The following is a 25,508-nucleotide window of genomic DNA, read 5'->3' on the forward strand; positions in this document are numbered from 1 at the left end:
CGGGTCCAGCTCTGTTCTCCTAGGAGTGGTCGTCGGATGAAGCGTTGGGGGGACCTGTCGCAGGACACGACCGACCACCTCTCCGCTGGCGCGGTACTCGACCAGGCGGAGTTGGCCGTCGTCGTCACCGACAGGTTCAGCAACGTCCTTTACTGGAACCCCTTCGCCGAACAGCTGTTCGGCCGCCCGGGCTATGCCCACGGGCGTGATGACACGATCTCCATCAGCATCATGGAGCGCGATCATCCGCTGGGCGTCGAGCTCGCCAAACACGTGCTCAAGGGCAACGTGTGGGAGGGGACGTTCGACGTCGTCCGCCACGACGGCACGTTGATATACGTCCGGGCCCAGGCCGTGCCGATGCGGCACACCTCCGGGTCGGTGACGGGCATCGTGATCACCGCGCGTGAGGCGCTGAAGAGCAACGAGCGGGAGAAAGACCGCTTCGGGCTCCTGGAGCGCATCGGTGAGCGGCTGGCCGGTTCCCTCTACGTCGAGGAGACCCTCAACCGGGTCGCCGAGATGCTCGTGCCCCAGTTCGCCGACCACTGCTTCATCGAGCTGATGGAGGGCGAGCGGCTGGTCCGCAAGGTCTCCACCCACGTCGCAGGCTGGCAGCCCCCGGCCGACTCCTGGAAGCCGGTCGGCTCCGAGATCCGCTATCCCATCGGCCACTACGCCGACAGCGCGCTGCGCCGCCAAGAGACCATCCTGGTCGAAGACTTCTCCCAGGTCAGCTACCCCTCGATCAGCGAGGGCGCGGCCCGCGTCGACGGCGAGATCGGGGTCACCTCGGCGATCGTGGCGCCGCTGCTCGCCCGCGGCGAGGCCCTCGGGCTGATGTACCTGTCGATGTCCAACCTGACCGACCGGCGCTCGCCCCACTACGACGCCTTCGACCGCGACTTCGTCGGTGCCATCGCCACCCGGGTCGCCATCGCCGTCGACAACGCCCTCCTGTTCGAGGAGGAGCGCCACACCGCCGAGTCGTTCCAGAAGCATCTGCTGCCGCGTGACCTGCCCAAGCTCGACGGCCTCGACATCGCCGTGCGCTACCTCCCGGCCGCCCCGCTGTCCAGCCACGGCCAGGGCATCCAGACCCAGGTCGGCGGCGACTGGTACGACGTGATCCCGCTGTCGGCCGGTCGCGTCGGCATCGTGATCGGCGACGTCGAGGGTCGTGGCGCCAAGGCCGCCGCCGTGATGGGCCAGCTCCGCGCCGCCCTGCGCGCCTTCGCGCAGGATGACAAGCCCCCGGCCGACATCCTGGCCCGCCTCGATGAGTGGACCCGCATCCTCGCCTCGCCCGAGGAAGACGACTTCGGCGCCGACGTCACCAGCCCGCCGATCGTCACCTGCCAATACATGGTCTACGACGCCTGGTCGCGCGAGCTGTCGTTCGCCAACGCCGGGCACTCGCCGCCCCTGCTGATCGTCGACGGCTCGGTCACCGAGCTCGACATCGGCGACGTCGGCAAGCCGCTGGGCGTGCGGGCCACCGGCGTCCACGCCGACCTGGTCTACAAGGAGGAGACGCGGGTGCTGCCCCCGGGCGCGACCCTGCTCCTCTACACCGACGGCCTGGTCGACCGGCGCCCGCTGCGCGAGTCGGGCATTCCGCGTGACCTCAACGAGGCCGTGCGGGTGCTGTGCGACGAGATCTCCAAGATCGCCGACGACACGGTCGAGCGCATCGCCGACGTCGCGACCACGGCGGTCCCCGGTGAGATCGACGACGACATGGCGATCCTGGTCGTCCGGTCGAGCGGTGGCGAGCTGGAGTTCGAGGAGTGCGACTACCCGGCCCAGCCGATCATGGTCGGTGAGGCGCGCCGCATGGCCCGCAACGCCTTCGAACGCTGGAACATCCCCGAGGAGAAGGGTGAGCTGGCCTGCCTGCTCGTCTCCGAGGTGGTCACCAACGTCGTGCTCCACGCCGCCTCGACCAGCGCGCCCCGCCGCGAGCTCGTGCTCGACGGGCCGCCGCTGCCGTTCGACGAGTCGTGGGACTTCCCCGAGCTCGACGTCGACCTCGATCTCGACCTCGGCCGTGAGGGCATCGCCGCGCTCAACGCCGCCGCCGACCCCGAGAAGAAGTTCACGCTCCGGCTGCGCCGGGGTGGCGAGTCGATCTGGGTCGAGGTGTTCGACCAGGACCTGCGGCTGCCCCGCATCCGCAGCGCCGGGGAGAACGACGAAGGCGGGCGAGGGCTCTACCTGGTCGACCAGCTCGCCCGGCGGTGGGGTTCCCGGCCGACCCCCGACGGGAAGGCCGTGTGGTTCGAGATCCCGGTGGGCGGTCGCTGAGCTGGCTTTCTCCGGGTTTCGGTGTTTGACTCGAACCCATGGAGCTGGTGCACCACCGCTCGGGATCCGGCCCGCCACTCGTGTTGATGCACGGGATCGGGCACCACTGGCAGGCCTGGCGGCCGGTCCTCGACCTGCTGGCCAGGCATCATGATGTGATCGCCGTCGACCTGCCCGGGTTCGGCGCCTCGCCGCCGCTGCCGCCGGGCACGATCTCCACCGCCGAGTCGCTGGCCTACGCCGTCGAGGCCTTCTGGCACGACCTCGGCATCGAGGAACCCCACGTCGCCGGCAACTCCCTCGGTGGTTACCTCGCCCTCGACATGGCCTCGCGCGGGGTCTGCCGGACGGCCACCGCGATCTCCCCGGCCGGATTCTGGTCGCGTACCGAGCTGCTCTGGCTACGAAGTGTGCTCAAGGCGATGCGGTCGGGGCCGATCAGCCGGGCCGGTCTCGGGCTCGTCGTGAACCATCCCGAACGCGTGTCCGACGAGGTGCTCCACGCCGGCTGGCAGGCGCTGAAGGACGCGCCCGGCTTCTACGAGACCCTCGACGCGTTCTACTGGATGCCGCCGCCCGCACCGCCGAAGGTGCCGGTGACGATCGCCTGGGGTGATAAAGACCGGATGCTGCCCCGGCGTCAGGCGGTCAGGGCGGGGCGGTGGGCGCAGCGGCGGGTGCACCTCCTGTCGGGCTGCGGGCACGTCCCGATGACCGACGATCCCGAGCTGGTGGCCCGGGTGATCCTCAACGGAGCACGCGCAGCGAACTGACGACCGTCTGGACGTCGGGCCACAGGCGCTTGTGCGTCTCGGGGATGGTGATCCAGACGAGTGCCGGGTCGTCGGCGCCGGTGTCCATCGCCACGGCGACGGCGAGTTCCCGTTCGGCCTTGCGGCCTTCGCTGCTCGGGGGCATGCGCATCTCGCGGGCCACCAGCCAGCCGTCCTTGATCGGCTGGGAGGCGATGTCGATGCCGGTGGTGCCACCGGGGAAGTTGCGGACCTGCTTGTAGTCGAGCAGCGCGGCGGCCGTGGCGTGGAGGGTGGCGCCCGGGGTGAAGCGTGTCGGCAGGTCGTCGAGGACGTCGAAGTCGGCCCACCAGCGGCGGTCGTCGCCGTACTCCTCGGTGACGAAGGTCTGGCGGGTGGAGTATTCGCCGTCGGTGATCGGGCCCTCGGGCTGGGGCTTGGCGGGTTGCCAGGGCTTGCCCAATTCGGCGAACCGGAGGCGGGCTTTGCGGTCGCGGACCGTGCCGACCACCTTCGAGCCCTTGCCGTCGAAGGCAGGGAGCTGCACGACCTCCCCTTCGGGGATGCGGTCGGCCTCGGGGCCGGTGGTCTCCTCGGGTTCCGGCGTCGGCTCGGGCTCGGGTGTCGCCGGGGCGACCGGCGTGGGGGGAGCCGGGGTCTCCCGCTCCTGTACGGGTATCGCCACCGGCCTCTCGCCGGAAGCCGTGGCCAGGGAGATGCCGGCGATCACCTGGGCGATCAGGAGGGCGCCGCCGAGAACGCCGGCCCACACGGGGACGCGCTCGTAGAGGCGGCGGGCCCTGGGGGAGACCTTGGGCATCTCAGCCCGCCTTCGGGAGGAGGACCAGACCGGCCATGCGGGCGTCGCGGACACTGTCGCGGAGGGCGGCCTCGACCCGGGCGGCCTTCTCGGTCAGGGCGTCGATCTCCTCGGTGGCCAGGCGGTCGCGGACCGTCCGGGCCAGGAGTTCGGTGTAGGCGTCGCCGTCGTCGGCCAGGTCTTGGAGAGTCTTCCACTCCTGGTAGGCGTCGTCGGCGGCCATGACCCGCAGGGCGTAGTCCTCCAGCGACTCGACGCGACCGGTCAGTGACTCGGTGGCCAGCCGCAGGGCGCCCTGGTGGGCGTCGAGCATGTCCTTGATCCGGTCGGTGACCTTGCCCTTGCGGGCCGAGCGCTGTTCGCGGCGCAGCCGGGTGATCTCGGCCAGGGTCTCGGCGATCTCCCACTCCTGGCGGGGGAGGGTGACGGTGTTGGCGATGTCGTCGAGCAGACCGGCCCGGTTGACGCTGGAGTCGAGCACGGCGGCGACCGCCTTCTGGGTGCGCTCCAGCAGTTCGGCGTCGCGCAGGTGCAGGTCGATGACGTAGTGGCCCTGGTGCTTGCGGGCCAGTTTCGCGACGGGGGATTCGCCCGACAGGGTGAGCAGCACGAGGAATGCCACGAGTTCGACCGCGAGGCTCATGGTGAAGCTGGAGGCGAAGCCGTAAAAGAACCAGATCATGAGCTGGACGACCTGCAGGGTCGCGCCGAGCGGGAACCACCACCGGCCCTGGAGGCGGCCGATCACGACGGGCAGGAACCCCCACAAGGACGCCGACAGCAGCGCGGCCCAGGCGTCGGTGGGCACCCGGCCACCCCAGCGGGGGCGGCCGGGGACCGGGTGGAGGAATTCGGGGGCGGCGGCCATGAGCGCCCGGTCGGCGGCGGGCAGGGCCGGGTCGAACGCGGGTTTCATTTGATGGTCTGGCCCCAGATCAGCAGCATCGCGATGATGAAGACGATCATGACGCCGGCGTAGGCGATGTTGCCGAGCCGGAAGAACCGGCGGACCTTGTTCAGCAGCCAGGCGGCCAGGAACGCCAGGAAGACCAGCAGGATCAGCCCGGAGATTTCCATGGGCCCAGTATGAAGCTTTAGGCCCTCTTTTGGATCGGTTCAGAACCCGAAGGATCTACCGATGATCTCTTTCATGATCTCGGTGGTACCGCCGTAGATCGTCTGGACGCGGGCGTCGAGCCAGGCCTTGGCGACCGGATATTCGCTCATGTAGCCGTAGCCGCCGTGCAGTTGCAGGCAGCGGTCGATGACCTTGTTCTGGAGTTCGGTGGTCCACCACTTGGCCTTGGCGGCGTCGACCGCCGTGAGGGTCCCGGCGTTGAGCGAGGTCACGCAGGTGTCGACGAACAGGCGGGCGATCTCGACCTCGGTGGCGAGCTCGGCCAGGACGAACCGGGTGTTCTGGAAGCTGCCGAGGTTGCGGCCGAAGGCCTGGCGGGTGCGGCAGTACTCGACCGTCTCCTTGAAGACCGCTTCGGCGGCGGCGACCGCGACCACGGCGATCGACAGGCGCTCCTGCGGCAGGTTGCCCATGAGCTGGAAGAAGCCCTGACCGTCGTCGGCGCCGAGCCGGTTGGCGGCCGGGACGCGGACGTTCTCGAAGAACAGCTCGGCGGTGTCCTGGGCCTTGAGGCCGATCTTGTCGAGGTTGCGGCCCCTCTCGAAGCCGGGCATGCCGCGCTCGACCACGAACAGCGTGGTGCCGCGCGCCCCCGCCGACGGGTCGGTCTTGGCCACCACGACCACGAGGTCGGAGTTGATGCCGTTGGTGATGAAGGTCTTCTGTCCGTTGAGGACGTAGTCGTCGCCCTCTTTCTGGGCGGTGGTGCGGATGCCCTGGAGGTCGCTGCCGGCGCCCGGCTCGGTCATCGCGATGGCGGTGATCAGCTCGCCGGTCACGAATCCGGGCAGCCAGCGGGCCTTCTGCTCGTCGTTCGTGAGGTCGACGAAATAGGGGGCCATGACGTCGTTGTGCAGGCCGAAGCCCAGGCCGCTGGCGCCCGCCTTGATGATCTCCTCGATGACGACCACGTTGAACCGGAAGTCGGTGATGCCGATGCCGCCGTATTCCTCGGGGACCGACATGGCGAACATGCCCAGGTCACCGGCCTTTTTCCAGATCTCGCGGGGGATGATGCCGTCTTTCTCCCACTGCCCGTGGTTGGGGACGACCTCGCGGGTCATGAAGTCGCGCACGGTCTCACGGAAGAGCTCGTGCTCCTCCTCGAAGAGGGTTCGGTCCATGACAACCAGAATACGATTCTGTTAGTCCCGAGAACATGCTGAGGACCGCATCACAAGTGCGCCACGTTCCCACCAATGGCCTTGCTTAACCCCATAAGATCGACCTTCGGTTTGCTATGCCGCTATTTCGGAGTGTGGGCAATGCGGTGGGAACGGATGCGTCGGCGCTTGGCCGCCCTGGGAGCGGTGGGTATTGCCACTGCTGGCGCACTGATCGTCTTCCCCGGCACCAGCCAGGGTTCGGCAGAAGGTCCCTACTATTTCAAGTGTGTCGGTCCTCTGGCTGACGGGGCGACGATCGCGGCGTCGATCTCGCTGTCGTCCAAGGAGCTGACGGTCGGGCAGCAGCTGGTCATCAACTGGCAGCTCGGCGACGCGCAGCGCAGCGTGAAGGTCCCCGACCCGCTGAACCCGAACCACGACAAGGGCGGCCACCTCGCGGTCACCGCCCGGGTGAAGGCCCATGGCGTGTGGACCGGCCAGGGCGCGATCGACTCGACCGGCACCCGCCTGGTCCCGGCGGACGACCTGCGCACCGGCAAGCCGCTGTCGCTGGGTCTGGTCTCGCCCGGTCTGGCGACGGCCGAGCGCGCGGGCGCCGGGTCGATCGAGGTCGGCCCGATCATCCTCGACCTCGCCGACGTCGAGTCGACGTGGAACAACGACTTCACCCCGGTCGGCGACTTCTCGCACTGGTACGGGCCGGGCTGGAACCTCGTCAACGACCCGGGCGCCTACTTCGGCAAGTCCCACTACAACCACGACCTCCGCGAGGCGAAGAACGAGGGCGACGAGGCGACGTTCACCTTCGTCGGCACCGGCGCCGACCTCTTCGGTGACAAGAAGAACGACATGAGCGAGTTCACGCTCGTCACCGACCAGGGCAACCCGCCCGACGAGGCCTCCGAGAAGTACAACGCCTACTGGCAGGTCGCCGGTGAGCGCCGCGTGCTGGAGAAGTACACCGCGGCCGCCGAGCTCCCCTACGGCAAGTACACCGTCAAGATCAAGAACCAGACCCAGGACAAGTTCGCTCGCGTGGACGCCTGGAAGGTGTACGCCAGCACCGCGGACAACCTGAACGAGTCGCCCTACCGCACGGTCTGCAGCCCCGAGCCGAAGTTCCCGCTCATCCCGCTGACGGTGACCGACGGCGGCAGCACGACGCAGTCTCCGTCGCCGGACCCCTCGTCCGACCCGTCGCAGACGCCGTCGACCACCCCGTCGAACACGCCCTCGACCACCCCGACGACGACGCCCACGACCACGCCGACCGGTTCGCCGACGCCCGGTACGTCGAGGCCTGCGACGCCGCAGGAGAACTTCACGCCGCTCGTGTCGGTGGTCGTGCTGGGCACGCCCACTCCCACGGCGACCACGACCGTGACGCTCACGTCGACCCCGACCGTGGCGCAGGTGGCGATCACGCCGCTGGGCGGCGCCGCGACGGGTGAGGCGCCCGAGCGGTCGGGCTCCGGGCCCGCCGTGCTGGCACTCGGCGCGTTGATGCTGCTGGGCGGCATGGTCAGCGGAGTCAAGCTGCTGCGCAGGCGCGCGGCCCACGCCGGGGAGCGGTGATGACCGACAAGCGCAACCCCTACCCGACGCCCGACCCCGAGCCGGAGGGCGAGGAGCAGCCGAAGGCGGCGTCCTCCTCCGGGCCCGCGATCGTGCAGCACCCCTATGACCGGCTGCTGAAGGCGACCGGCCACAAGCTCGTGAAGGGTGACAGCGGCGAGACGCCGGCCAAGCCCATCGAGCCCGCCGCCGCAGCTTCCGCCGACGAGGCCACGGCGGCGGACATCCCCGCCGTGCCCGCCGCCGAGGCGCCCGGTGCGGTTCCGCCGGGCGGTGTCGTGATGGTCCCGAGCGGCTCGGTGCCGCCGGGCATGGTGCCGGTCATGATGGTGCCGATGAACCAGGTGCCGGGCGCTCAGCCGCCCGGTGCGGTTCCCGGTGCCGCGACTCCTGCCGGTGCGGTTCCCGGTGCGCAGGTTCCCCCTGCTGGTGTTCCGGGTGCAGGTGTCCCCGGCGCTCAGGTTCCGGGTGCTCCGGTGGCCGGTGCCGGTGTTCCGGCGGGTGCGGTTCCGGGGGCTCCCGGTTCCGGTACGCCCTCCGGTCAGCTCGTGCCCGTCATCCAGGTGCCCGCGCAGGTGGCACCCGCCGAGGGGATGTCCAAGCGCGCCCTGACGGCGCTCCTGGTCGGTGGCTCGTTCAGCGGCATCGTGGCGATCATGGCCGGGCTCCTGATGGTGCTCTCGCCGACCGCGCCCGCCGACGAGCAGGCCGACGGCGAGGTCACCATCCAGTCGGCCGGCAACTCCTACGTCATTCCGCCGACCGTGGGCCCGGGTGGGCCCGGGGTGCCGCTGACCGCGGCCGACCCGACGGCGCCGCCGCCGCAGCCCGCCACGCAGCCGATCGCCCCGCTGACGCTGTCGCCGCAGACGGTGGCCCAGTCGGACGGCGTGGGCGTCAACGTCGAGATCCCGCAGACGCCCGCCAAGTCGAACTCGACGCCGAAGGTGACCGCGCCCAAGTCGTCGCGTCCGGTGAAGATCAGCATTCCGGCCGTCGGCGTGAACCGGGCCAAGATCGGTACCGTCGGCGTGACCAAGAACGGCGAGATCGGCACTCCTTCGCTGAACAAGCCGAAGGAGACCGCCTGGTACAAGAACGGCCCCGCCCCGGGCGACCAGGGCCCGGCCGTCATCCTCGGGCACGTCAACACGCGCTCGGGCGCGGCGGTGTTCAGCCGCCTGCGGGACATCAAGCGCGGCAACAAGATCAGCATCCTGCGCGCGGACGGTAAACTGGCGGTCTTCACCGTCGACGGTGTCGAGCAGGTCAGCAAGAAGTCCTTCCCGACCAAGCGCGTCTACGGGAACACCATCACCTCAAGCCTTCGGTTGATCACGTGTGGTGGTGCCTACAATTCGAAGACCCATCACTACACCGACAACATCGTCGTCTACGCGACCCTGACCGAGGTACGCGGATAGACGGGCGTATCCGGGGGCAAGCGATGAGGATGCTGAAGACCCGTGCCCGTTTCGCCGTGCGCGGAGCGGGCGTCGGGGCCGTGGGAGCCCTGCTGTTACTCGGTCTCCCCGCGCTGGCGGGCAACAGTGACGGCACGGCGACCTTCGAGTGCCGCATCGGCACCGAGGAGTCGGCGACGCCCTACCAGGTGAAGGTGGCCCTCAAGGGCCCTGACCAGCCGACTCCGAGCGGCGCCGTGTCGATCGCGTTCAGCATGGCTCCGGGGACACCCACGGCCAGCGGCGGGCCGGTGCTGACCGTGCCCACCCCGCTGGCCGTCGGAGACCAGCTCGGCGCGTCCGGCGTGCTGCGGGCCACCGGTCCCGCGCTGACCACTCCGACCCCGACACCGACCCCCACTCCGACGCCGACTCCGAGCGGGTCGTCCAGCGCGACCCCGAGCGGGTCGACGAGCCAGACACCGAGCGGAACCCCCACCCCGACGCCGAGCCGGACGCCCACTCCGACGCCGAGTTCGAGTACGTCCTCCAGCCAGACCCCGACTCCGACGCCGACCCCCACGCCGACCCCCACTGGGCCGAGCCAGCCCCCGGTGTACCCCGGTGCGACGGCGAACGCTACGGTGACGGTCAGCGCGGCGGTCACCCAGGGCGCCAGCGTCTACCCGATCCCCGAGCTCACGGGTGTCATCACCCCCAAGGCGACCGGTGTGTTCGAGGTGTCCGTGCGCGAGTTCGCGCTGCGGGTCAAGCCCACGGGCGGCACCGCAGATGTCAACCTCTACGGCTGCAGCCTGCCGGAGACCGCGGCCCCCGTCGCACTGAAGATCACCGTCGTGGCGTCGCCGACGCCGACCACGACCCCCACTCCCACCCCGACCCCGACCCCGACTCCCAGCGCCACACCGACGCCCAAGGGCACGGTGACCGCGACCGCCACGGTGACCGCCGACACACCGGTCGACCGTTCCACCCGCACCGCCACCGCGACCGTCACCGCTCAGGTCGAGACCCCCAACGGGGGGATCGCCACCGGCGGAGGAGGGGCGCTCGGGCCGGACGGGCGGGTGTTCGTGCTGGCCGGAGGCACTGTCACGCTCGCCGCGATGATCGCCGGACTGTTACTGCGGAGACGCGTGGTGTCTTGACGGATTCTTGACTAAATGTTGTCAGAGTAGGGGTTGTCCCTGCCTTCTCCCAGGCTTTGTCCCTAGGATCTCCCCATCCGCCATGAAACGGTCATCGAATCTGAAACGGAGAGAGTCAGTGCTGAAAGACAAGGCACGGCGACGCATCGCAACTAAGGCCGCCGCAGCCGGTGTGGTCAGCGCTGGGTTCCTTCTTGGCCTCGCCCCCATGCTCAGCGGCAACGCCACCGCCGATACCAAGACGGTGAAGTACTCCTGCATTCCGACGCTGGAGGGGACGACTACCGACCCGATGAGCTACGACGTGACGGTCGCGCTGACCCCCTCGGTGGCCTCAGGAGTCGTCAACACCGGGTTCACCGCGACCGTGGCGCTGAGCGGCACCGTCCCGCCCGCGCTGGCGGCCATCGAGACAACAGGCTCGATCCAGATCATCCAAGAGATCGAGGTCAAGGGCAACGGCAGCGCGGCGGCGGTCGCCACGGTCACGCCAACGACCTCCCTCGCTCCGCTGCAGCCCATCTCCCAGGGCGGAACGCTTCCGACGCTCCCGACGGCCACGGCATCGATCACTCCGTCGACCGGCACGACCCAGCTCACCCTGACGGCCAAGACGTTCACGCTCCGGTTGATGACCAACGCCACCACCGAGGCCGCCAAGTTCGTCTGCTCCCTGCCGACGGTGGCACCTCTACCGACTCCGGCGTCCGCGACGCTGGCCGTCAGCACCGCGAGCACCAGCCAGACGCCCTCGACGACCCCGTCGACCACTCCGTCGACGTCCACCACCCCCTCGGCTCGGGCGACCAGGACCGTCACCGAGACCGCCACGGCCGAGGTGCCCGTCGACGACGACCAGGTCGAGACGCCCGACGGTGGTGTGGCGACCGGCGGTGGTGGTGTGCTCGGGCCCGACGGGCGGGTGTTCGTGCTGACCGGCACGGCGGTCGTCCTGGCCGCCGGCATCGGCGGACTGATCATGCGGTCCCGGCGACGTCCATTCCAGGGATGAGGCCGCGGTGACCGGCTACTACCCGCAGCAGGATCCGAACCAGCAGCCGCAGGGCTACGTCTTCTACCAGCAGGTCCCGGGGCAGCAGCAGCCGGAGCCGCCGCAGAAGAACGGCACTCAGCTCGTCAGGTTAGTGCTGATCATCGCGGCGGTGGCCGGTCTCCTGACCGTCGGCCTGGGCCTGGTCTTCATCCTGGGCAACCCGGACGAATACCGTGAGCAGCCCAGCGGCCGGGTGACGCTGAAGCCCCTGCTCTCCGCGGTCGGGCCCGGCGGGCCCGGTGTTCCGCTCACCCAGGCCGAACCCACGGCGGAGGCGCCGCTGCCTCCGCTGACGCCCATCACGCCGATGAACCAGCCCTCGTCGCCGAAGCGCCTGGTCGTCAAGAAGCTGAACATCGACGCCCCGATCCGTTCGGTGGGCCTCGACAAGAACGGCGCGATCGAGCCGCCGCCGCTCGCCAACACGAACCTGGCCGGTTGGTATCGGGGCAGCCCCGCCCCGGGCACGGCCGGGCCCGCCGTCGTGGTCGGGCACCGGGACACCACCAACGCTCCGGCGGTGTTCAACCGGCTGGCCGAACTGCAATATGGCGACACGATCGAGATCACCCGCCAGGACGGCACCGTCGCGATCTACACCGTCGGCGGCATCGAGCAGGCCGACAAGACGATCTTCCCGACCGATCGCGTGTACGGGAACAGCGACATGGCCGAGCTCAGATTGATCACATGTGGTGGAACATACAACCGCACCACCCGTCACTACGTAGACAATGTCATCGTTTACGCGACGATGACAGGGACGCGCCTAGCCTCGTCCTGACTTCTACGTAAGGAGGGGCACATGGGTCTTCTCTCCAATCTGCTGCTACCTGGCCGTCTTCGCACCGGCCCCACGGTTCTGCTACCGGCCAAGACCAAGCCGGAGGCGATCCTGGAGCTGGTCCGGCTGGCCGACCCGCAGGCCGAACTCGACGGCGCCGACGTGCTGGCCGCCGCGACCCGGATCCACGACGGCATCGAACTGACCGGCGACCTGGCCAAGAAGCTCGGCCTCGACGTCGAGGAGAAGCTCTGGGCCCACCGCGTGGTGGCCGAGCGCCCGCTGCCGGTCGACTACTACGACAAGCTCCTGGCGGCCGGCCTGGCCTACCGCCTCGGCGGCTACTGCCTGTGCGAGGGCTCCGCCGACGACCCCGCTGAGGACGTCGAGCTGGAGTACGCGGTCTACCTCCCGGCCGTCGAGGAGTCGGAGCTGACCCCGGCCCTGATCAAGATCCTCGGCACGGAAGAGGACACCGCCACCGAGAGCGCTGAGACCGCCTCAGAAGCCTCTGACGACACCTCCGCCACAGAGGCCGCGGAATCCATCCAAAGTGGGGCAGAAGACGCCACCAGCGCCCCAGAAGGCACGGCGACCGACGGGGAGCCGGGAGACGCCGCGAGCGGGACCGGTGAGACCGCGGACACCGCCGACGCACCCAAGACGACCACCGAAGCCGCGAGCGCCGACGACCGGCCGCACGACACCGCAGCCGACGACGCCAACGCCAACGAGGCCTCCGCCGGAGCCGCCTCCGGCAAGGCCGCGGAGAACGCCGGAAACCGATCGGCCGACGGCACCGCGACCCTCTCAGAGGATCTCGACGCCAAAACGACCGCCGACGCTGAGACGGCCGACGCGGATTCCGACGCCAAGGCGGCTGACGCGAACGCCGGTGCCAATGAGGCCGGAGCCGCCGCCGGTGCCGAGACGGTCGATGCGGACGCCGACGCCGACAAGGCCGTCGATGCCGAAACCGCTGAGGCCGAGGCGGCCAAGGCGCGTAAGTCGCTCTGGTCGTCCGATGGGGTCTACGAGGCTGGCGGCTTCCGGGTTTCGGTAACGCCTGTGCATCGTTTTCCGGCCTCCGTGGCGGGGCTGATGCCCTACGCGACCGAGGTTGTCAAGATCACGGTCAGCGTCACCGGGGAGCTCGAAGGGGACGCGCGGATGCTCGATCCCGGCAACGTCGCGCTCGCCCTCGGGACGGCCCTTGACGGTCCCGTGGTCGACCACTGGGGATTCCAGGTCTTCGAACCCGCCGATCTCCTGCCGCCCAGGAGCGTCTGAGAAGGGTCTGGGGTAGCCTCCGAAGTAACGACCGAATGTTGCTCGGTTTTGTGAACTGGTGGAGGCCATCGTGGCAGAGGCGTACATCGTCGGTGCGGTTCGTACTCCCGTCGGCAGGAAGAAGGCCGGGCTGTCGGCCGTCCATCCGGTCGATCTGGCCGCGTATCCGCTGAAGGAGCTCATCGAGCGGACGGGTGTCGACCCGTCCGCCGTCGATGACGTGATCATGGGCTGTGTCATGCAGTTCGGGCCGCAGTCCATGGACATCGCGCGGAACGCCTGGCTGAGCGCGGGCCTGCCCGAGACCGTGGCGGGCGTCACGATCGACCGGCAGTGCGGGTCGTCGCAGCAGTCGATCCACTTCGCCGCGCAGGGCGTCATGTCGGGGACGCAGGACCTGGTGGTGGCGGCGGGCGTCGAGTCGATGTCGATCGTCCCGATGGGGTCCAGCATCACGGCCGCCCTGGAGAAGGGCATGCCGTTCCCGTTCGGCGAGATGTGGGTCGAGCGCTACGGCATGCAGGAGATCTCCCAGTTCCGGGGCGCCGAGCTCATGGCCGAGAAGTGGGATCTGTCCCGCGAGGACATGGACCGCTACGCCTACGAGAGCCACCAGCGCGCCGCCAAGGCCGTCGCGAACGGCTACTTCAAAGACCAGATCGTCCAGGTCAACGGCGTCGAAGACGACGAGGGGCCGCGCCCCGACACCACGCTGGAGAAGATGGGTTCGCTCAAGCTGCTGCGCGAGGGCGGCCGGATCACCGCCGCCACCTCCTCGCAGATCTCCGACGGGTCGGGCGCGATCCTGGTGGCCTCGGAGCAGGCCGTACACGATCATGGTCTGACGCCCAGGGCCCGCATCGTGACCCTGGCGCTCACCGGCGACGACCCGGTCTACATGCTGACCGCGCCGATCCCCGCGACGAAGAAGGCCCTGAAGAGGGCCGGGCTGACCATCGACGACATCGACGTCGTCGAGATCAACGAGGCGTTCGCGCCGGTCCCGATGGCGTGGCTGAAGGAGCTCGGCGCCGACCCCGAGAAGACCAACCCGAACGGCGGCGCGATCGCGCTCGGCCACCCGCTCGGCGGCACCGGCGCGATCCTGATGACCAAGCTCCTGCACGAACTGGAGCGCACCGGCGGGCGCTACGGCCTCCAGACGATGTGCGAGGGCGGCGGCCAGGCCAACGTCACGATCATCGAAAGGCTCTAGAACGCCTCCGGCATCGACGGTGCCGTGGAATCGCGTATGACCAGCCGGGTGGGCATGCTGTGCACACCCGGCGTGGCCTTTCCGTCGATGGCGGCGAACAGGTGCTGCGCGGCGGTGTGGCCGAGTCGTTCCAGGTCGGGGTCGATCGTGGTGAGGGTCGGCCGGGTCTCCTCCGACAGCACCTCCCAGTTGTCGTAGCCGACGACCGCGATGTCGTCGGGCACCCGCCGGCCGCGTTCCCTGGCGGCCTCGATGAATCCGGCGGCGATCTGGTCGTTGCCGCAGAACACCGCGTCGATCTTCGGTTCGTTGAGCAGCAGCATGTCGGCGGCGAGCCGCCCCCAGCGCTGCGACCAGGCGCCGTACAGCGTCTCGCCGACCAGTTCCAGGCCGGCCTCCTCCAGCGTCTCGCGGACTCCGTCGGCCCGGTCGGTGGCGGCCTTGTAGGTGGTCGGGCCGGTGATGTGGGCGATGCGGGTGCGCCCGGTCGCGATCAGGTGGCGCACGGCCAGCTTGGCGCCGCCGGGGTCGTCGGGGACGAACGAGACGTCCCTGGGGTCCTCTGAGGGCGCGTAGGCGTACACCACCGGGACCGGGACGTCCTTGGTGATGGACGGCCGGGGGTTGGTGCTCTCGCCCACCACGATGAGGCCGTCGACGCGGCGGGAGAGCAGCGTGCGGATGTAGTGCTGCTCCCGGATCGCGTCGCCGCGGGCGTCGCAGAGGAGCACCGCCATCTCACCGGCTCCGAAAGCGTTTTCCGCACCCAGCAGAACGGGGATGCCGAACCGGCCCACCATGTCGCTCGTGAGCAGGCCGACGGTGCGCGTCTGCCCGCTGAGCAGGCCCTGAGCCAGCACATTGGGGGAGAAGCTGAGCTGGGCGGCGGCGTCCAGGACCAGCTGTCTCGTGGTGGCGCGGACGTCGTCGCGCCCGTTCAGGGCTTTGGAGGCCGTGGCGACGGAGACGCCCGCCAGGGCGGCCACGTCGGTTATGGTCGCGCGTCTCGTGGTCACTCCCGAAAACCCTTTCGCCTGACACTTCCTGGTCAAACCGCATCATACCCGGCATACCGTTGACACTAGTGCAGGTTTCTTCTACGTTACGAAAACCTTTTAGGTGATTTCGGTCGTCGGTTCGGGGGGTATCGGAAGGAGCAGGCCATGAAGCCACGTGTGCTGGTCAGTGCTGCGTTGGTCGCATTGGTGTCATTAATGTCGGCGTGTGGAAGTTCGGATGGCGGCGAGCAGGCTGCGCCGCAGTCCGGGGCACCCGCCGCGACGGACGCACCAGCCGTCGAGGTCACGATGTGGACGCGCGCCGCGACCCAGGCTCAGAGTGAGCGACTGGTTCAGGCCTACAACGCGGGCCACAAGAACCAGGTGAAACTGACCGTCATCCCGACGGACAACTACCAGCCGCGCGTCGCCGCGGCCGCGGGAGCCGGGCAGCTGCCCGACATCTTCGCCTCAGACGTGGTCTTCGTCCCCAACTACACGTCGCAGGGCCTGTTCATGGACATCACGGACCGGGTCAACGCCCTTCCGTTCAAGGACAGCCTGGCCCCGTCGCACATGAAGCTGGGCACGCTGGAGGGCAAGAACTACACCCTCCCGCACACGCTTGACCTCTCGGTCTGGTTCTGGAACAAGGACCTCTACGAGAAGGCCGGGCTCGACCCTGAGAAGGGCCCGACCTCGCTCAAGGAGTTCGCCGAGCAGGCCACCACCGTCCAGGAGAAGCTGGGCAAGGACGGCAAGGTCAGCGGCACGTTCTTCGGCGGCAACTGCGGTGGCTGCTACGTGTTCACCTTCTGGCCGGCGGTCTGGGCCGCGGGCGGCCAGACGCTGAACGCCGAGGGCACCGAGTCGCTCAACGACAAGTCGCCGATGACGGACGTGTTCTCCATCTACCGCGGCCTCTACGAGAAGGGCGTCACCGGCGCCACCTCCAAGGAGGAGCAGGGCCCGACCTGGACCGGCTTCTTCCCCAAGGGTGAGGTCGGCGTCATGCCGATGCCGTCCACCACGCTCGGCTCGATGCCCGCGGACATGAAGATCGGTGTTGCGCCGATCGCCGGCCCCGACGGCGGCGAGTCCACCTTCGTGGGTGGCGACTCGGTCGGCATCTCCTCGACCAGCAAGAACGCCGACGCCGCTTGGGACTTCCTGTCCTGGTCGGTCTCGGACGAGGCGCAGGTCGAGATCATGGCCAAGAACAAGGACGTGCTCGCCCGGGTCGACCTGGCGAACAACAAGTACTCGGCCGAGGACCCCCGCGTGGTCCTGATCAACTCGCTGGTCGGCAAGGGTCAGACCCCGATGGCGCTGAAGTTCGGTGAGAGCTTCAACGACCCGCAGGGACCGTTCCTCCGCCTGGCCCGTGAGGCGATCTTCGGCGACGCCGCCAAGCTTCCCGAGCTCAACGCTGCGATTAACGCCTCCCTGCAGTCATGACGACCCTGACACGTCCCCGTGGGCGTGCGGCGCGCGGCGGTTCCTCCGCCGCCGCTGCGCCGCCGCCCTGGTGGCGCCGTCAAGGAGCACAGGGGTGGATGTACGCCGCCCCGACCGCCGTCATCGTGGTCGTGCTCTTCCTGGCGCCACTCGTCCTCGTCGTCTGGATGTCGCTGAACAAGTGGCCGTTGCTGGGTGAGGCGAAGCTCAACTTCCCGGACAACTACACCAAGATCACCGACAATCCCCTCTTCCTCGACTCCGTCTGGTTCACGCTGAAGTACACCGTGATCATCACGGTCGTCCTGTCGCTGTTCGCCCTCGGGCTGGCCATGCTCGTGCAGGAGCGCCGACCCGGTGTGGGGTTCTTCCGCACCGCGTTCTTCCTGCCCGGCGCGGTCGGGTTCGCGGCGGCGGGCCTGCTGTTCTACGGCATGCTCAACAGCGACTTCGGCCCGATCGACCCGATCCTGCGGACCCTGGGCATCATCGACGAGCCGATCAGCTGGATCGGCACGCCGAACATGGCCCTGTTCTCCACGATCGCGCTGGTGCTCTGGCGCTTCGCGGGGTTCAACATGCTCATCCTGCTCACCGGCCTGCAGGCCATCCCGCTCGCGGTGTACGAGGCGGCCAGGACCGACGGCGCGAGCCGCTGGGTGATCTTCCGCAAGATCACGCTGCCGCTGCTGCGCCCCACGATCGCCCTGATGCTCATCATGAGCGTCACCGGTTCGCTGCTGGCCTTCGACCAGTTCTTCATCTTCACCAACGGCGGCCCGGACAACAGCACCGTCTCGATGGTCATGGTCATCTATCGCGACGCCTTCCTCCGGTTCGACCTCGGCGGCGCCGCCGCCCTGTCGGTCGTGCTGCTCGTCGCCCTGGTGGCACTCAACGCCCTGCAGATGCGGGTCCTCAGGAGGCCGGAGTGAGGTACTACACCACGATGTCGGCCCTGGCCGTGCTCTTCCTGTTCCCCCTCGTGTGGAGCGGCTGGGCATCGCTGGAGGAACCGCACAACTACGTGGAGATGGCCCAGTTCGGCGAGGGGCTGGGCACCTACCTGACCAACAGCATCATCGTGTCGGGCGTGACCGTGATCGGCACCCTGCTCGTGTCGGGGCTCGGCGGCTACGCGTTCGCCCGGTTCCAGTTCCCGGGCAAGAACCTGCTGTTCCTGGCCACGCTGGCGATCCTGATGGTGCCGTACGCGACCGTTCTCATCCCCCTGTACGTCCTGCTGGGCTACATCGGGCTGCAGAACTCGCTGGTCGGCGTGGCGCTGGTGTTCGTCATGTTCCAGCTGCCTTTCGCGCTGTTCATGATGCGCAACGCGTTCGAGGCGCTGCCGAAGGAACTGGAGGAGGCGGCGCTGGTCGACGGCTGCGGAACGTTCCGCGCCTTCACCCGCATCCTGCTCCGCGCGGTGCGGCCCGCCCTGATCACCGTCGGCCTGTTCGCCTTCCTGGCGTCGTGGAACGACTTCTTCGCACCGTTGATCCTGCTCAACGACGGTGCCAGCTTCACGCTCCCGGTCGCCGTGGTGAGCATGACGCAGAACACGTTCGGCGCCATCAACTACGGCATGTTGCAGTCGGGCGTCATGGTCATGGCCATCCCCTGCCTGATCCTCTTCCTCGTCCTTCAGCGCCACTACGTGCGCGGATTCATGTCAGGAGCTCTGCGTGGCTAGTCCTGTGCTGCCCACCTCCGGTGTGCTGTCCCCTCTCGGCCTGGACGCCGTCCGCGTGTCACCCGGTTTCTGGGGCACCCGGATCGACCTGAACCGTGAGGCCACGATGGCCCACTGCCAGGAGTGGATGGAGCGAGAAGGCTGGATCGGCAACTTCCGCGGCGAACTGCCGCGCGGAGGCCGGGAGTTCAGCGACTCGGAGATCTACAAGCTGCTCGAAGGCATGGCCTGGGCAGACCACCCGGCGCTGCCGGAACTGGCCGCGACCGTGGCCCGCGCCCAGGAGCCCGACGGCTACCTCAACACCAAGTGGAAGGACGCCCGCTACACCGACTTCGAGTGGGGCCACGAGCTGTACTGCTATGGGCACCTCATCCAGGCCGGCGTGGCCCGCTTCCGGATGCACGGCGAAGACGAGCTCACCCAGGTCGTCACCCGGGCGGCCGACCACATCTGTGACCGCTTCATGGAGACCACCGAGACCTGCGGGCACCCCGTGGTCGAGATGGCCCTGGTCGAGCTCTACCGGGTGACCGGCACCGAGCGCTACCTGGAGATGGCCCGCCGGTTCGTCGACCGCCGGGGGCTGCCCGCCCTCGCCGACATCGAGTTCGGCCGCGGCTACTTCCAGGACGCCATCCCGGTCCGGCAGGCGAAGGTGTTCCACGGCCACGCCGTGCGCGCCCTCTACCTGGCCTCCGGCGTGGTGGACGTCGCCATCGAGACCGGCGACCAGGAACTGCTGAAGACGGTCGAGGCGCAGTGGGAGTCCACGATCGCCCGGCGCACCTACCTCACGGGTGGGATGGGCTCGCGGCACTTCGGCGAGTCGTTCGGCGACGACTGGGAGCTGCCCTCCGACCGGTCGTACTCCGAGACCTGCGCCGGTGTGGCCTCGTTCATGCTCTCGCACCGGCTGCTGCTGGCCACCGGTGACGCGCGCTACGCCGACCTGGCCGAGCGCACCCTCTACAACGTGCTGGCCACCTCGCCCGCCCTCGACGGCCGATCGTTCTTCTACGCCAACCCGCTGCAGGTCAGGGTGCCCGCCGAACCGCTGGAGGGCATCAACATCGCGGCCGAGGGCGGGCTGCGCTCGCCGTGGTTCACGGTGTCCTGCTGCCCGAACAACATAGCCCGCACGTTCGCCTCGCTGCCGGCCTACCTTGCCGCCGCGGACGACTCGGGGGTGCGCGTCCACCACTACACGCCCTCCGAGATCCGGCACGACGGGCTGGTACTGAAGGTGGAGACCGACTATCCCTGGTCGGGATCCGTCGGGCTTCGCGTGGTCGAGGGTGGTAGCGCAACCATTTCGCTGCGCGTGCCCTCCTGGGCCGACGGCGCGACCCTCTCGTACGGCGGCACCACGCGGGCGGTCTCGCCCGGCTACGCGGTGGCCGAGTCCTCCGAGGGCTGGCGTCCCGGTGACGTCATCACCCTCGACCTTCCGATGGCGGCACGGTGGACCGTGCCGGACGCCCGGATCGACGCGATCCGCGGCAGCGTGGCGATCGAGCGCGGCCCGCTGGTCTACTGCGCCGAGTCGGTGGGGGACCACCCCCCGCTGGCCGACGTCGTGGTCCGGGCGGACGAGCCCGTGGAACAGGTGGTCGACGGGGCCATCGAGCTGGACGTCAAGGCGGCGCTGATCTCAGGGGCGCCGACCGGATGGCCGTACACGGCCGAGAAGGAAACCCCGGTGGAGGAGCCGATCACCCTCCGGCTCGTGGCCTACCACCGCTGGGGCAATCACGGGCCCGCGACCATGCGGGTCTGGCTCCCTGTCGATCCCGATCCCGCGTTCTCTGGGGGAACGCGGTAACGGGTCCCCTTTCACCGTCGCCGGACGACGCGTCCACGCCGTCCGGCGACCTGACCGAGATTCACCCCTCACGAGCAACCCCGACCGATCCCGGTACCTGGAGGAAGTCTAATGAGTGCCAGACGCATAGGCAGGGCGCCCACGTGGCTCGCCCTGGCTGCGCTCACTGTGGCGGGCCTGGTCAGCCTGCCGCCCGCCGCCCACGCCGCAAGCCCGATTGTCCCCGGCAACGAAGGCGACGTCGGTAAGTACACCAACGGCCAGAACCATGTCATGGAGATCGGCGACCCGGTTTACAGCAACGTCGGAGACGTCGCCAACCAGGTCAAGCCCGGTGTTCCGTTCACCGCCTCAAGTATGCACCAGTCGATCTTCGACAAGGACCTCGCGGCCGGTGGAACGGACTACTACCTCGACCGCATCCTCGGTGTGAAGGGCGCGATCGGGTCGGCCGTACTGATGACCCGCGGCCGCTCGCTGTACATGCGCGGCGCCAGCAACGCCAACTTCACCACCATGGGCTTCGCCGGCAGCGCCTTCGTCGGCGGCCCGAACAACCTCGGCAACTTCTACACGGTCACCGTCCCCGGCCAGACCGTGACCGAGGTGAACGCCAACCGGTTCAACGCGCCCTCCCACGCCAAGAGCCAGTACACGGTCGGCACGACCGGCGTCACCGCCGATCTGACCAAGTTCATCACGTACGAGAACGTCGCGGTCACCGCGATCACGTTCAACAACCCCGGCGGTTCCGCGGCGACCTTCACGGTCCGCGCGGCCTCGCCGCTGGCCACCCAGGCCGGTGCGAACAACGCCGAGCTGACCGGCACCCGGACCATCACGAGTGGTTCGAACAACGGTCTGATCGACACCCCGTGGAACCAGATCCGGGTCAACCTGACCGGTAACGGCTTCACCCGTACCGGCGCCAACCTGGACCGTGAGATCACGGTTCCGGCCGGTGGCTCGGTCTCGCTGTCGGTCGTCGGCGCGGTGACTCAGGACTCGCTGCCGCAGGCCACCACCGAGTACAACGCCTACGCGGCCAAGAGCCCGGCCAACGCCGTCAAGGACGGCATCACCGCGTTCAACCGCCAGTGGGCCAAGGACGTCCCCTACATCGACGTTCCGGACGCCGCGCTGGAGAAGGCCATCGTCTACCGCTGGTGGGGCGAGCGGTACAACACGCTCGACGCCAACGCGACCGGCTACGTCTACCAGTACCCCACCACGATCGAGGGCGTGAACCTCTATCAGAACGCGGTGGCGCTGACCCAGCCGATGCACCTGCAGGACACCAAGTGGCTGCGTACGCCGTACCTGCCCTACGGCCAGATCCTCAACATCGGTGAGCTCTCGGGCTCCTCGGCGTTCCTGGACAGCCCGGGTCACACGAGCTGGAACAACCACTACTCGCAGTACATCGGCACCGCGGGCCTGGAGGCCTACGAGGTGCACGGTGGTGGCGCCCAGGTCGCCGACAAGTTCGCCAAGTTCTTCGAGGGCGACGGCAAGGGCCAGCTGGAGCACTACGACGGTGACGGCGACAACCTGATCGCCTACGACACCAACTACATGCCCGGCAACGACGCGGACGCCATCTCCTTCGGCTTCCCGAAGACCGGTGCGAGCGCCCCCGGCGCCCGGACCATCGAGCGTCCCGAGTCGGCCTACGTGTGGGGCGCGTTCGACGCCGCCAAGCAGCTCTACTCGATCGCCGGCGCCCCGCAGGCCAAGGTCGACGAGATGGGCACCAAGGCCAACGCCATCCGTGACTCCATCCTCACCAACCTGTGGAGCCCGGACACCAAGATGTTCCTGGCGGAGACCTCGTACGGCGCCACCAGCGCCGCGACCTCCAACGGCACCGCGAACCCGCTCCCGGTCGCGGCCCGCAAGAGCATCCCGGCCAAGGAGTCGAACCTCTACGACGTCTACTCCGAGAACCTGATCCCCTTCGACCAGGCGAGCACGTACGTCGACGGTTTCCGCTTCCTGACCTACGGCGACAACTTCCCGATCTTCCCGTTCTACACGGCCAACCAGTACGACCGGACGGCCTACGGAATCGGCGGCTCGAACAACTTCTCCAACATCAACTTCACCGTGCAGTACCGCGCGGTGCGGTCGGCGCTGCGGCACTACGACCCGACGGGCAAGTACATCACCCCGGCGTACGCCAAGCGGCTGCTCGACTGGATGGCCTGGAGCATCTACCCGGCCGGTGACATGCGGGTGCCGAACCAGTCGGAGTACTACTCCAACTGGAACCCGACCACCAAGACGTACAACCGCAACAACCCGAACCACGTGATGCTCGGCAACATGAACTACATCTATGTCGAGGACATGGGTGGAATTCAGCCGCGTACCGACGACAAGATCGAGCTCTGGCCGATCAACTTCGGTTACGAGCACTTCATGGTCAACAACCTGAAGTACCACGGCCAGGACGTCACCCTGGTCTGGGACCCGGACGGCACCGCCTACGGTCTCGGCACCGGCTACAGCCTGTTCCTCAACGGTGAGAAGAAGTTCACCACCGACAAGCTGGGCCACGTCACCTACGACCCGGCCGCCAACACCGTGACCCCCGCCCCCGGCGCCGGTCTCACCGTGACCTTCCAGGCCAACGCGGGCGCCAACTTCCCGACCTCGGTCAACACCCCGATCGAGGACGAGCGCGTCGTCTCCTACCTCAAGACGGCCGGCATCGACCTGACCGAGGACTCGGCCAACCTGGCCAAGGGCGCGACCCTGAGCTCGTCGTACACCCAGCAGGGCGCCCGCCCCGCCGCGTGGCGTCAGTTCCACACCCCGGGTTACAGCACCACCTCGATGAACTACACCCCCGGCGCCATCAAGGAGCTGGAGCGCCCGGTGGCGCTGTCCGCCGTCAACGACGGTGTGACCGCCAACGAGCCCTACTGGGGCAACTACGGCACCACCGACAAGAACGGCTACGTCGAGCTGGACTTCGGTTCGGCCAAGACGTTCGACAACGTCAAGTCGTTCTTCGTCTCCGACCGCCAGGCCGGTGGCTACCACGAGCCCTCGCGCTGGTGGATCCAGGTGCCGAACGGCAGCGGTGGCTGGAAGGAAGTGCCCGGCCAGTTCAAGAACCCGGCCGCCACGACCGCCAAGTTCAACGAGGCGCTGTTCCCGAAGGTGACCGCCGACAAGGTGCGCGTCGTCTTCACCAACAGCCCGACCTACTACACCGCGATCTCCGAGATCCAGGTGTTCGACTCCGACCGTGAGGTCCCGTCGGTCACCAACCAGGCCCCGACCGTCACCGCGGTCCGGGACGCCTCGCAGGACGGCAACCTGTCCTCCCGCGTGGTCGGCACCTTCTCCGACGACGGCGTGCCCTACGACAGCGAGCTCACCTACGGGTGGGAGACCGTCTCGGCTCCGGCCGGCGCGGGCGTCATCTTCACCGACCCGAAGGCGCTGGCCACCCGCGTGACCGGCACCGTCGAAGGCGACTACGTCTTCCGGTTCTTCGCCGACGACGGCGAGAAGCGGTCGACCGCCAACGTCAACGTGACCCTCGCCAAGAAGGCCGTGGCCGCCGAGTTCGGCGCCTCGGCGACCATCTCCTCCAGCGGCTCCGCGTCGTGGGAGAACCAGAACCGCGTCAACGAGGCCACCAACCCGGCCAACTCCAACCCCGGCGCCGGCAACGGCTGGGGCAACTGGGGCCAGCCGCGCAACGGCACCAGCCCGGCGACCGAGGCGTACCTCCAGTACACCTGGACCTCGCCGGTCCGGCTCTCCTCGACCGACATCTACTGGTACGACGACAACGGCGGCACCCGTCGCCCGTCGGCCACCGGCTACGTCATCGAGACCAGCAACGACGGCACCACCTGGACCCCCGTCACCCTCAACAACGGGTCCACGTACGCCGCCGGTCTGACGCTCAACACGTACAACAAGTTCAACTTCGCGCCGGTCACCACGAGCCGGATCCGCATCCGGATCTTCGGTCTCCAGACCGGTGGCGCCGGAACCGGCGTCCTGCGCTGGCGCGCCAACGGTGAGACCGTCGACTCGGTGGCCTCCCCGGTGCTGATCCGGACCGGTGTCGGCATGATCCCGACCCTCCCGGCGACGCTCGACGCGAAGTACACCAGCGGTGCCGCCGGCACCGTGGCCTTCAAGTGGCAGCCCATCACCGCCGACCAGGTCGCCGAGACCAACGTCGACCCGTTCGTGGTGTACGGCACCAACGACGCCTACGGCCTCATCGCCGAAGCGCGGATCTACGTCCGTCCCGAGATGTCCGACGACGGCATCTCGATCCAGGGCGCCGAGACCTTCGAGCAGCACGTCGCGGTCGGCGAGCTGCCCGTCCTGCCCACCAAGGTGTCCGTCTCGTACAACGACGGCTCCCGGGACAACCAGGCCATCGGGGTCAACTGGAACTTCAACCCGGCGGTCGTGCAGACCGACGGCACCTACACCATCATCGGCGACCTGATCCTGCCGCCCTACGTCAGTGAGGCCGGCACGATCAAGACCACGCTGAAGCTGGTGGTCGGCGAGGGCGGTCCGCAGTTCGCGGTCACCTCGACGCCGAAGACCCAGTGCACGGGCACCAACGCCTACGTCTCGCTCAACGTCCGTAACGACACCGACGGGCCGGTCACGATCGAGCTCATCACGCCGTACGGCTCGAAGACCGTGGCCAACGTGGCGCCCGGCAAGAACGCCTTCCAGTCGTTCAACACCCGCGCCAAGACCATTCAGGCGGGCAACGCGACCGTGAAGGTCACCGGAACCGTTGGTGGCCTGCCGGTCACCGAGACGTCCACGGTGCCCTTCGGCGCGCAGAACTGCGGCTAGCACCCCCTGGTGGCGGCGTCCTCGTGGCGCCGCCACCCCTGCCGA

At 68.6% G+C, this 25,508-nt stretch carries 19 protein-coding genes; 14 read left to right on the forward strand and 5 right to left on the reverse strand.

The features are described 5' to 3' along the window. Window positions 1-36 precede the first annotated feature (36 nt). Entirely contained in the window at window positions 37-2,307 is a 2,271-nt protein-coding gene (locus tag ACYQ78_RS30660) for an ATP-binding SpoIIE family protein phosphatase (protein ID WP_459804436.1), read from the forward strand. 38 nt (window positions 2,308-2,345) lie between these two features. Next, complete coding sequence (locus ACYQ78_RS30665) at window positions 2,346-3,080, forward strand: alpha/beta fold hydrolase (RefSeq protein ID WP_459804437.1); 735 nt, start codon at window positions 2,346-2,348, stop codon at window positions 3,078-3,080. Here the strand turns inward: ACYQ78_RS30665 and ACYQ78_RS30670 are convergent. Genes ACYQ78_RS30670 through ACYQ78_RS30685 form a run of 4 tightly spaced genes read right to left on the reverse strand, consistent with a single transcriptional unit; the run spans window position 3,055 to window position 6,141 of the window. Then, the gene (locus tag ACYQ78_RS30670) at window positions 3,055-3,879 is read right to left on the reverse strand and encodes a hypothetical protein (protein WP_459804438.1); all 825 of its coding nucleotides are present in this window, start codon (window positions 3,877-3,879) and stop codon (window positions 3,055-3,057) included. The two genes, ACYQ78_RS30665 and ACYQ78_RS30670, sit on opposite strands and share 26 nt — an antisense overlap. A 1-nt stretch (window position 3,880) precedes the next feature. Then, window positions 3,881-4,795, reverse strand: coding sequence for a hypothetical protein (locus ACYQ78_RS30675; protein ID WP_459804439.1), 915 nt, complete (start codon window positions 4,793-4,795; stop codon window positions 3,881-3,883). Beyond that, on the reverse strand, window positions 4,792-4,956 hold the full coding sequence (locus ACYQ78_RS30680) for a hypothetical protein (RefSeq protein ID WP_459804440.1): 165 nt from the start codon (window positions 4,954-4,956) through the stop codon (window positions 4,792-4,794). Before ACYQ78_RS30680 ends, ACYQ78_RS30675 begins: the two co-directional genes overlap by 4 nt. Window positions 4,957-4,995: 39 nt before the next feature. Beyond that, on the reverse strand, window positions 4,996-6,141 hold the full coding sequence (locus tag ACYQ78_RS30685) for an acyl-CoA dehydrogenase family protein (protein WP_459804441.1): 1,146 nt from the start codon (window positions 6,139-6,141) through the stop codon (window positions 4,996-4,998). A gap of 156 nt (window positions 6,142-6,297) precedes the next feature. Between ACYQ78_RS30685 and ACYQ78_RS30690 the strand changes: the two genes are divergently transcribed. The 7 genes from ACYQ78_RS30690 to ACYQ78_RS30720 all read left to right on the forward strand — a co-directional run bounded on the left by ACYQ78_RS30690 (window position 6,298) and on the right by ACYQ78_RS30720 (window position 14,635). After that, the gene (locus ACYQ78_RS30690) at window positions 6,298-7,719 is read left to right on the forward strand and encodes a hypothetical protein (protein ID WP_459804442.1); all 1,422 of its coding nucleotides are present in this window, start codon (window positions 6,298-6,300) and stop codon (window positions 7,717-7,719) included. Beyond that, window positions 7,719-9,143: a class F sortase gene (locus ACYQ78_RS30695; RefSeq protein WP_459804443.1), complete on the forward strand. Its 1,425-nt coding sequence runs from the start codon at window positions 7,719-7,721 to the stop codon at window positions 9,141-9,143. The genes ACYQ78_RS30690 and ACYQ78_RS30695 overlap by 1 nt, the downstream gene beginning before the upstream one ends. A gap of 23 nt (window positions 9,144-9,166) precedes the next feature. Beyond that, entirely contained in the window at window positions 9,167-10,291 is a 1,125-nt protein-coding gene (locus ACYQ78_RS30700) for a hypothetical protein (protein WP_459804444.1), read from the forward strand. Window positions 10,292-10,409: 118 nt separating this feature from the next. Continuing rightward, window positions 10,410-11,303 carry a hypothetical protein gene (locus ACYQ78_RS30705; protein WP_459804445.1) on the forward strand — a complete coding sequence of 298 codons (894 nt, stop codon included), beginning with the start codon at window positions 10,410-10,412 and terminating at the stop codon, window positions 11,301-11,303. Between the two features lie 7 nt (window positions 11,304-11,310). Further along, the gene (locus tag ACYQ78_RS30710) at window positions 11,311-12,129 is read left to right on the forward strand and encodes a class F sortase (RefSeq protein WP_459804446.1); all 819 of its coding nucleotides are present in this window, start codon (window positions 11,311-11,313) and stop codon (window positions 12,127-12,129) included. A 21-nt stretch (window positions 12,130-12,150) separates the two neighbouring features. Further along, window positions 12,151-13,419, forward strand: coding sequence for a hypothetical protein (locus tag ACYQ78_RS30715; protein WP_459804447.1), 1,269 nt, complete (start codon window positions 12,151-12,153; stop codon window positions 13,417-13,419). Window positions 13,420-13,489: 70 nt separating this feature from the next. Beyond that, a complete protein-coding gene (locus ACYQ78_RS30720; RefSeq protein WP_459804448.1) occupies window positions 13,490-14,635 on the forward strand; it encodes an acetyl-CoA C-acetyltransferase in 1,146 nt (381 codons plus the stop codon). Here ACYQ78_RS30720 and ACYQ78_RS30725 read toward each other — a convergent pair. Further along, a complete protein-coding gene (locus ACYQ78_RS30725) occupies window positions 14,632-15,651 on the reverse strand; it encodes a LacI family DNA-binding transcriptional regulator (RefSeq protein ID WP_459804449.1) in 1,020 nt (339 codons plus the stop codon). The genes ACYQ78_RS30720 and ACYQ78_RS30725 overlap by 4 nt on opposite strands. A gap of 291 nt (window positions 15,652-15,942) precedes the next feature. Here ACYQ78_RS30725 and ACYQ78_RS30730 point away from each other — a divergent pair, with 291 nt between their 5' ends. The 5 genes from ACYQ78_RS30730 to ACYQ78_RS30750 all read left to right on the forward strand — a co-directional run bounded on the left by ACYQ78_RS30730 (window position 15,943) and on the right by ACYQ78_RS30750 (window position 25,463). Continuing rightward, window positions 15,943-17,091, forward strand: coding sequence for an ABC transporter substrate-binding protein (locus ACYQ78_RS30730; RefSeq protein WP_459804450.1), 1,149 nt, complete (start codon window positions 15,943-15,945; stop codon window positions 17,089-17,091). A 98-nt stretch (window positions 17,092-17,189) separates the two neighbouring features. Then, window positions 17,190-18,026: a carbohydrate ABC transporter permease gene (locus ACYQ78_RS30735; protein ID WP_459804451.1), complete on the forward strand. Its 837-nt coding sequence runs from the start codon at window positions 17,190-17,192 to the stop codon at window positions 18,024-18,026. Beyond that, window positions 18,023-18,787, forward strand: a complete 765-nt coding sequence (locus tag ACYQ78_RS30740; RefSeq protein WP_459804452.1) for a carbohydrate ABC transporter permease — start codon at window positions 18,023-18,025, stop codon at window positions 18,785-18,787. Before ACYQ78_RS30735 ends, ACYQ78_RS30740 begins: the two co-directional genes overlap by 4 nt. Next, window positions 18,780-20,612, forward strand: a complete 1,833-nt coding sequence (locus ACYQ78_RS30745) for a glycoside hydrolase family 127 protein (protein ID WP_459804453.1) — start codon at window positions 18,780-18,782, stop codon at window positions 20,610-20,612. The genes ACYQ78_RS30740 and ACYQ78_RS30745 overlap by 8 nt, the downstream gene beginning before the upstream one ends. A 111-nt stretch (window positions 20,613-20,723) precedes the next feature. Continuing rightward, on the forward strand, window positions 20,724-25,463 hold the full coding sequence (locus tag ACYQ78_RS30750; protein ID WP_459804454.1) for a discoidin domain-containing protein: 4,740 nt from the start codon (window positions 20,724-20,726) through the stop codon (window positions 25,461-25,463). Window positions 25,464-25,508: the final 45 nt, after the last annotated feature.

The sequence above is a fragment of the Herbidospora sp. RD11066 genome (genome assembly GCF_054661255.1).

Coding starts and splice junctions, on each gene's coding strand:
- ACYQ78_RS30660 (WP_459804436.1), top strand. CDS start 37: ATGAAGCGTTGGGGGGACCTGTCGCAGGACACGACCGACCACCTCTCC.
- ACYQ78_RS30665 (WP_459804437.1), top strand. CDS start 2,346: ATGGAGCTGGTGCACCACCGCTCGGGATCCGGCCCGCCACTCGTGTTG.
- ACYQ78_RS30670 (WP_459804438.1), bottom strand. CDS start 3,879: ATGCCCAAGGTCTCCCCCAGGGCCCGCCGCCTCTACGAGCGCGTCCCC.
- ACYQ78_RS30675 (WP_459804439.1), bottom strand. CDS start 4,795: ATGAAACCCGCGTTCGACCCGGCCCTGCCCGCCGCCGACCGGGCGCTC.
- ACYQ78_RS30680 (WP_459804440.1), bottom strand. CDS start 4,956: ATGGAAATCTCCGGGCTGATCCTGCTGGTCTTCCTGGCGTTCCTGGCC.
- ACYQ78_RS30685 (WP_459804441.1), bottom strand. CDS start 6,141: ATGGACCGAACCCTCTTCGAGGAGGAGCACGAGCTCTTCCGTGAGACC.
- ACYQ78_RS30690 (WP_459804442.1), top strand. CDS start 6,298: ATGCGTCGGCGCTTGGCCGCCCTGGGAGCGGTGGGTATTGCCACTGCT.
- ACYQ78_RS30695 (WP_459804443.1), top strand. CDS start 7,719: ATGACCGACAAGCGCAACCCCTACCCGACGCCCGACCCCGAGCCGGAG.
- ACYQ78_RS30700 (WP_459804444.1), top strand. CDS start 9,167: ATGAGGATGCTGAAGACCCGTGCCCGTTTCGCCGTGCGCGGAGCGGGC.
- ACYQ78_RS30715 (WP_459804447.1), top strand. CDS start 12,151: ATGGGTCTTCTCTCCAATCTGCTGCTACCTGGCCGTCTTCGCACCGGC.
- ACYQ78_RS30730 (WP_459804450.1), top strand. CDS start 15,943: ATGTGGACGCGCGCCGCGACCCAGGCTCAGAGTGAGCGACTGGTTCAG.
- ACYQ78_RS30735 (WP_459804451.1), top strand. CDS start 17,190: ATGTACGCCGCCCCGACCGCCGTCATCGTGGTCGTGCTCTTCCTGGCG.
- ACYQ78_RS30750 (WP_459804454.1), top strand. CDS start 20,724: ATGAGTGCCAGACGCATAGGCAGGGCGCCCACGTGGCTCGCCCTGGCT.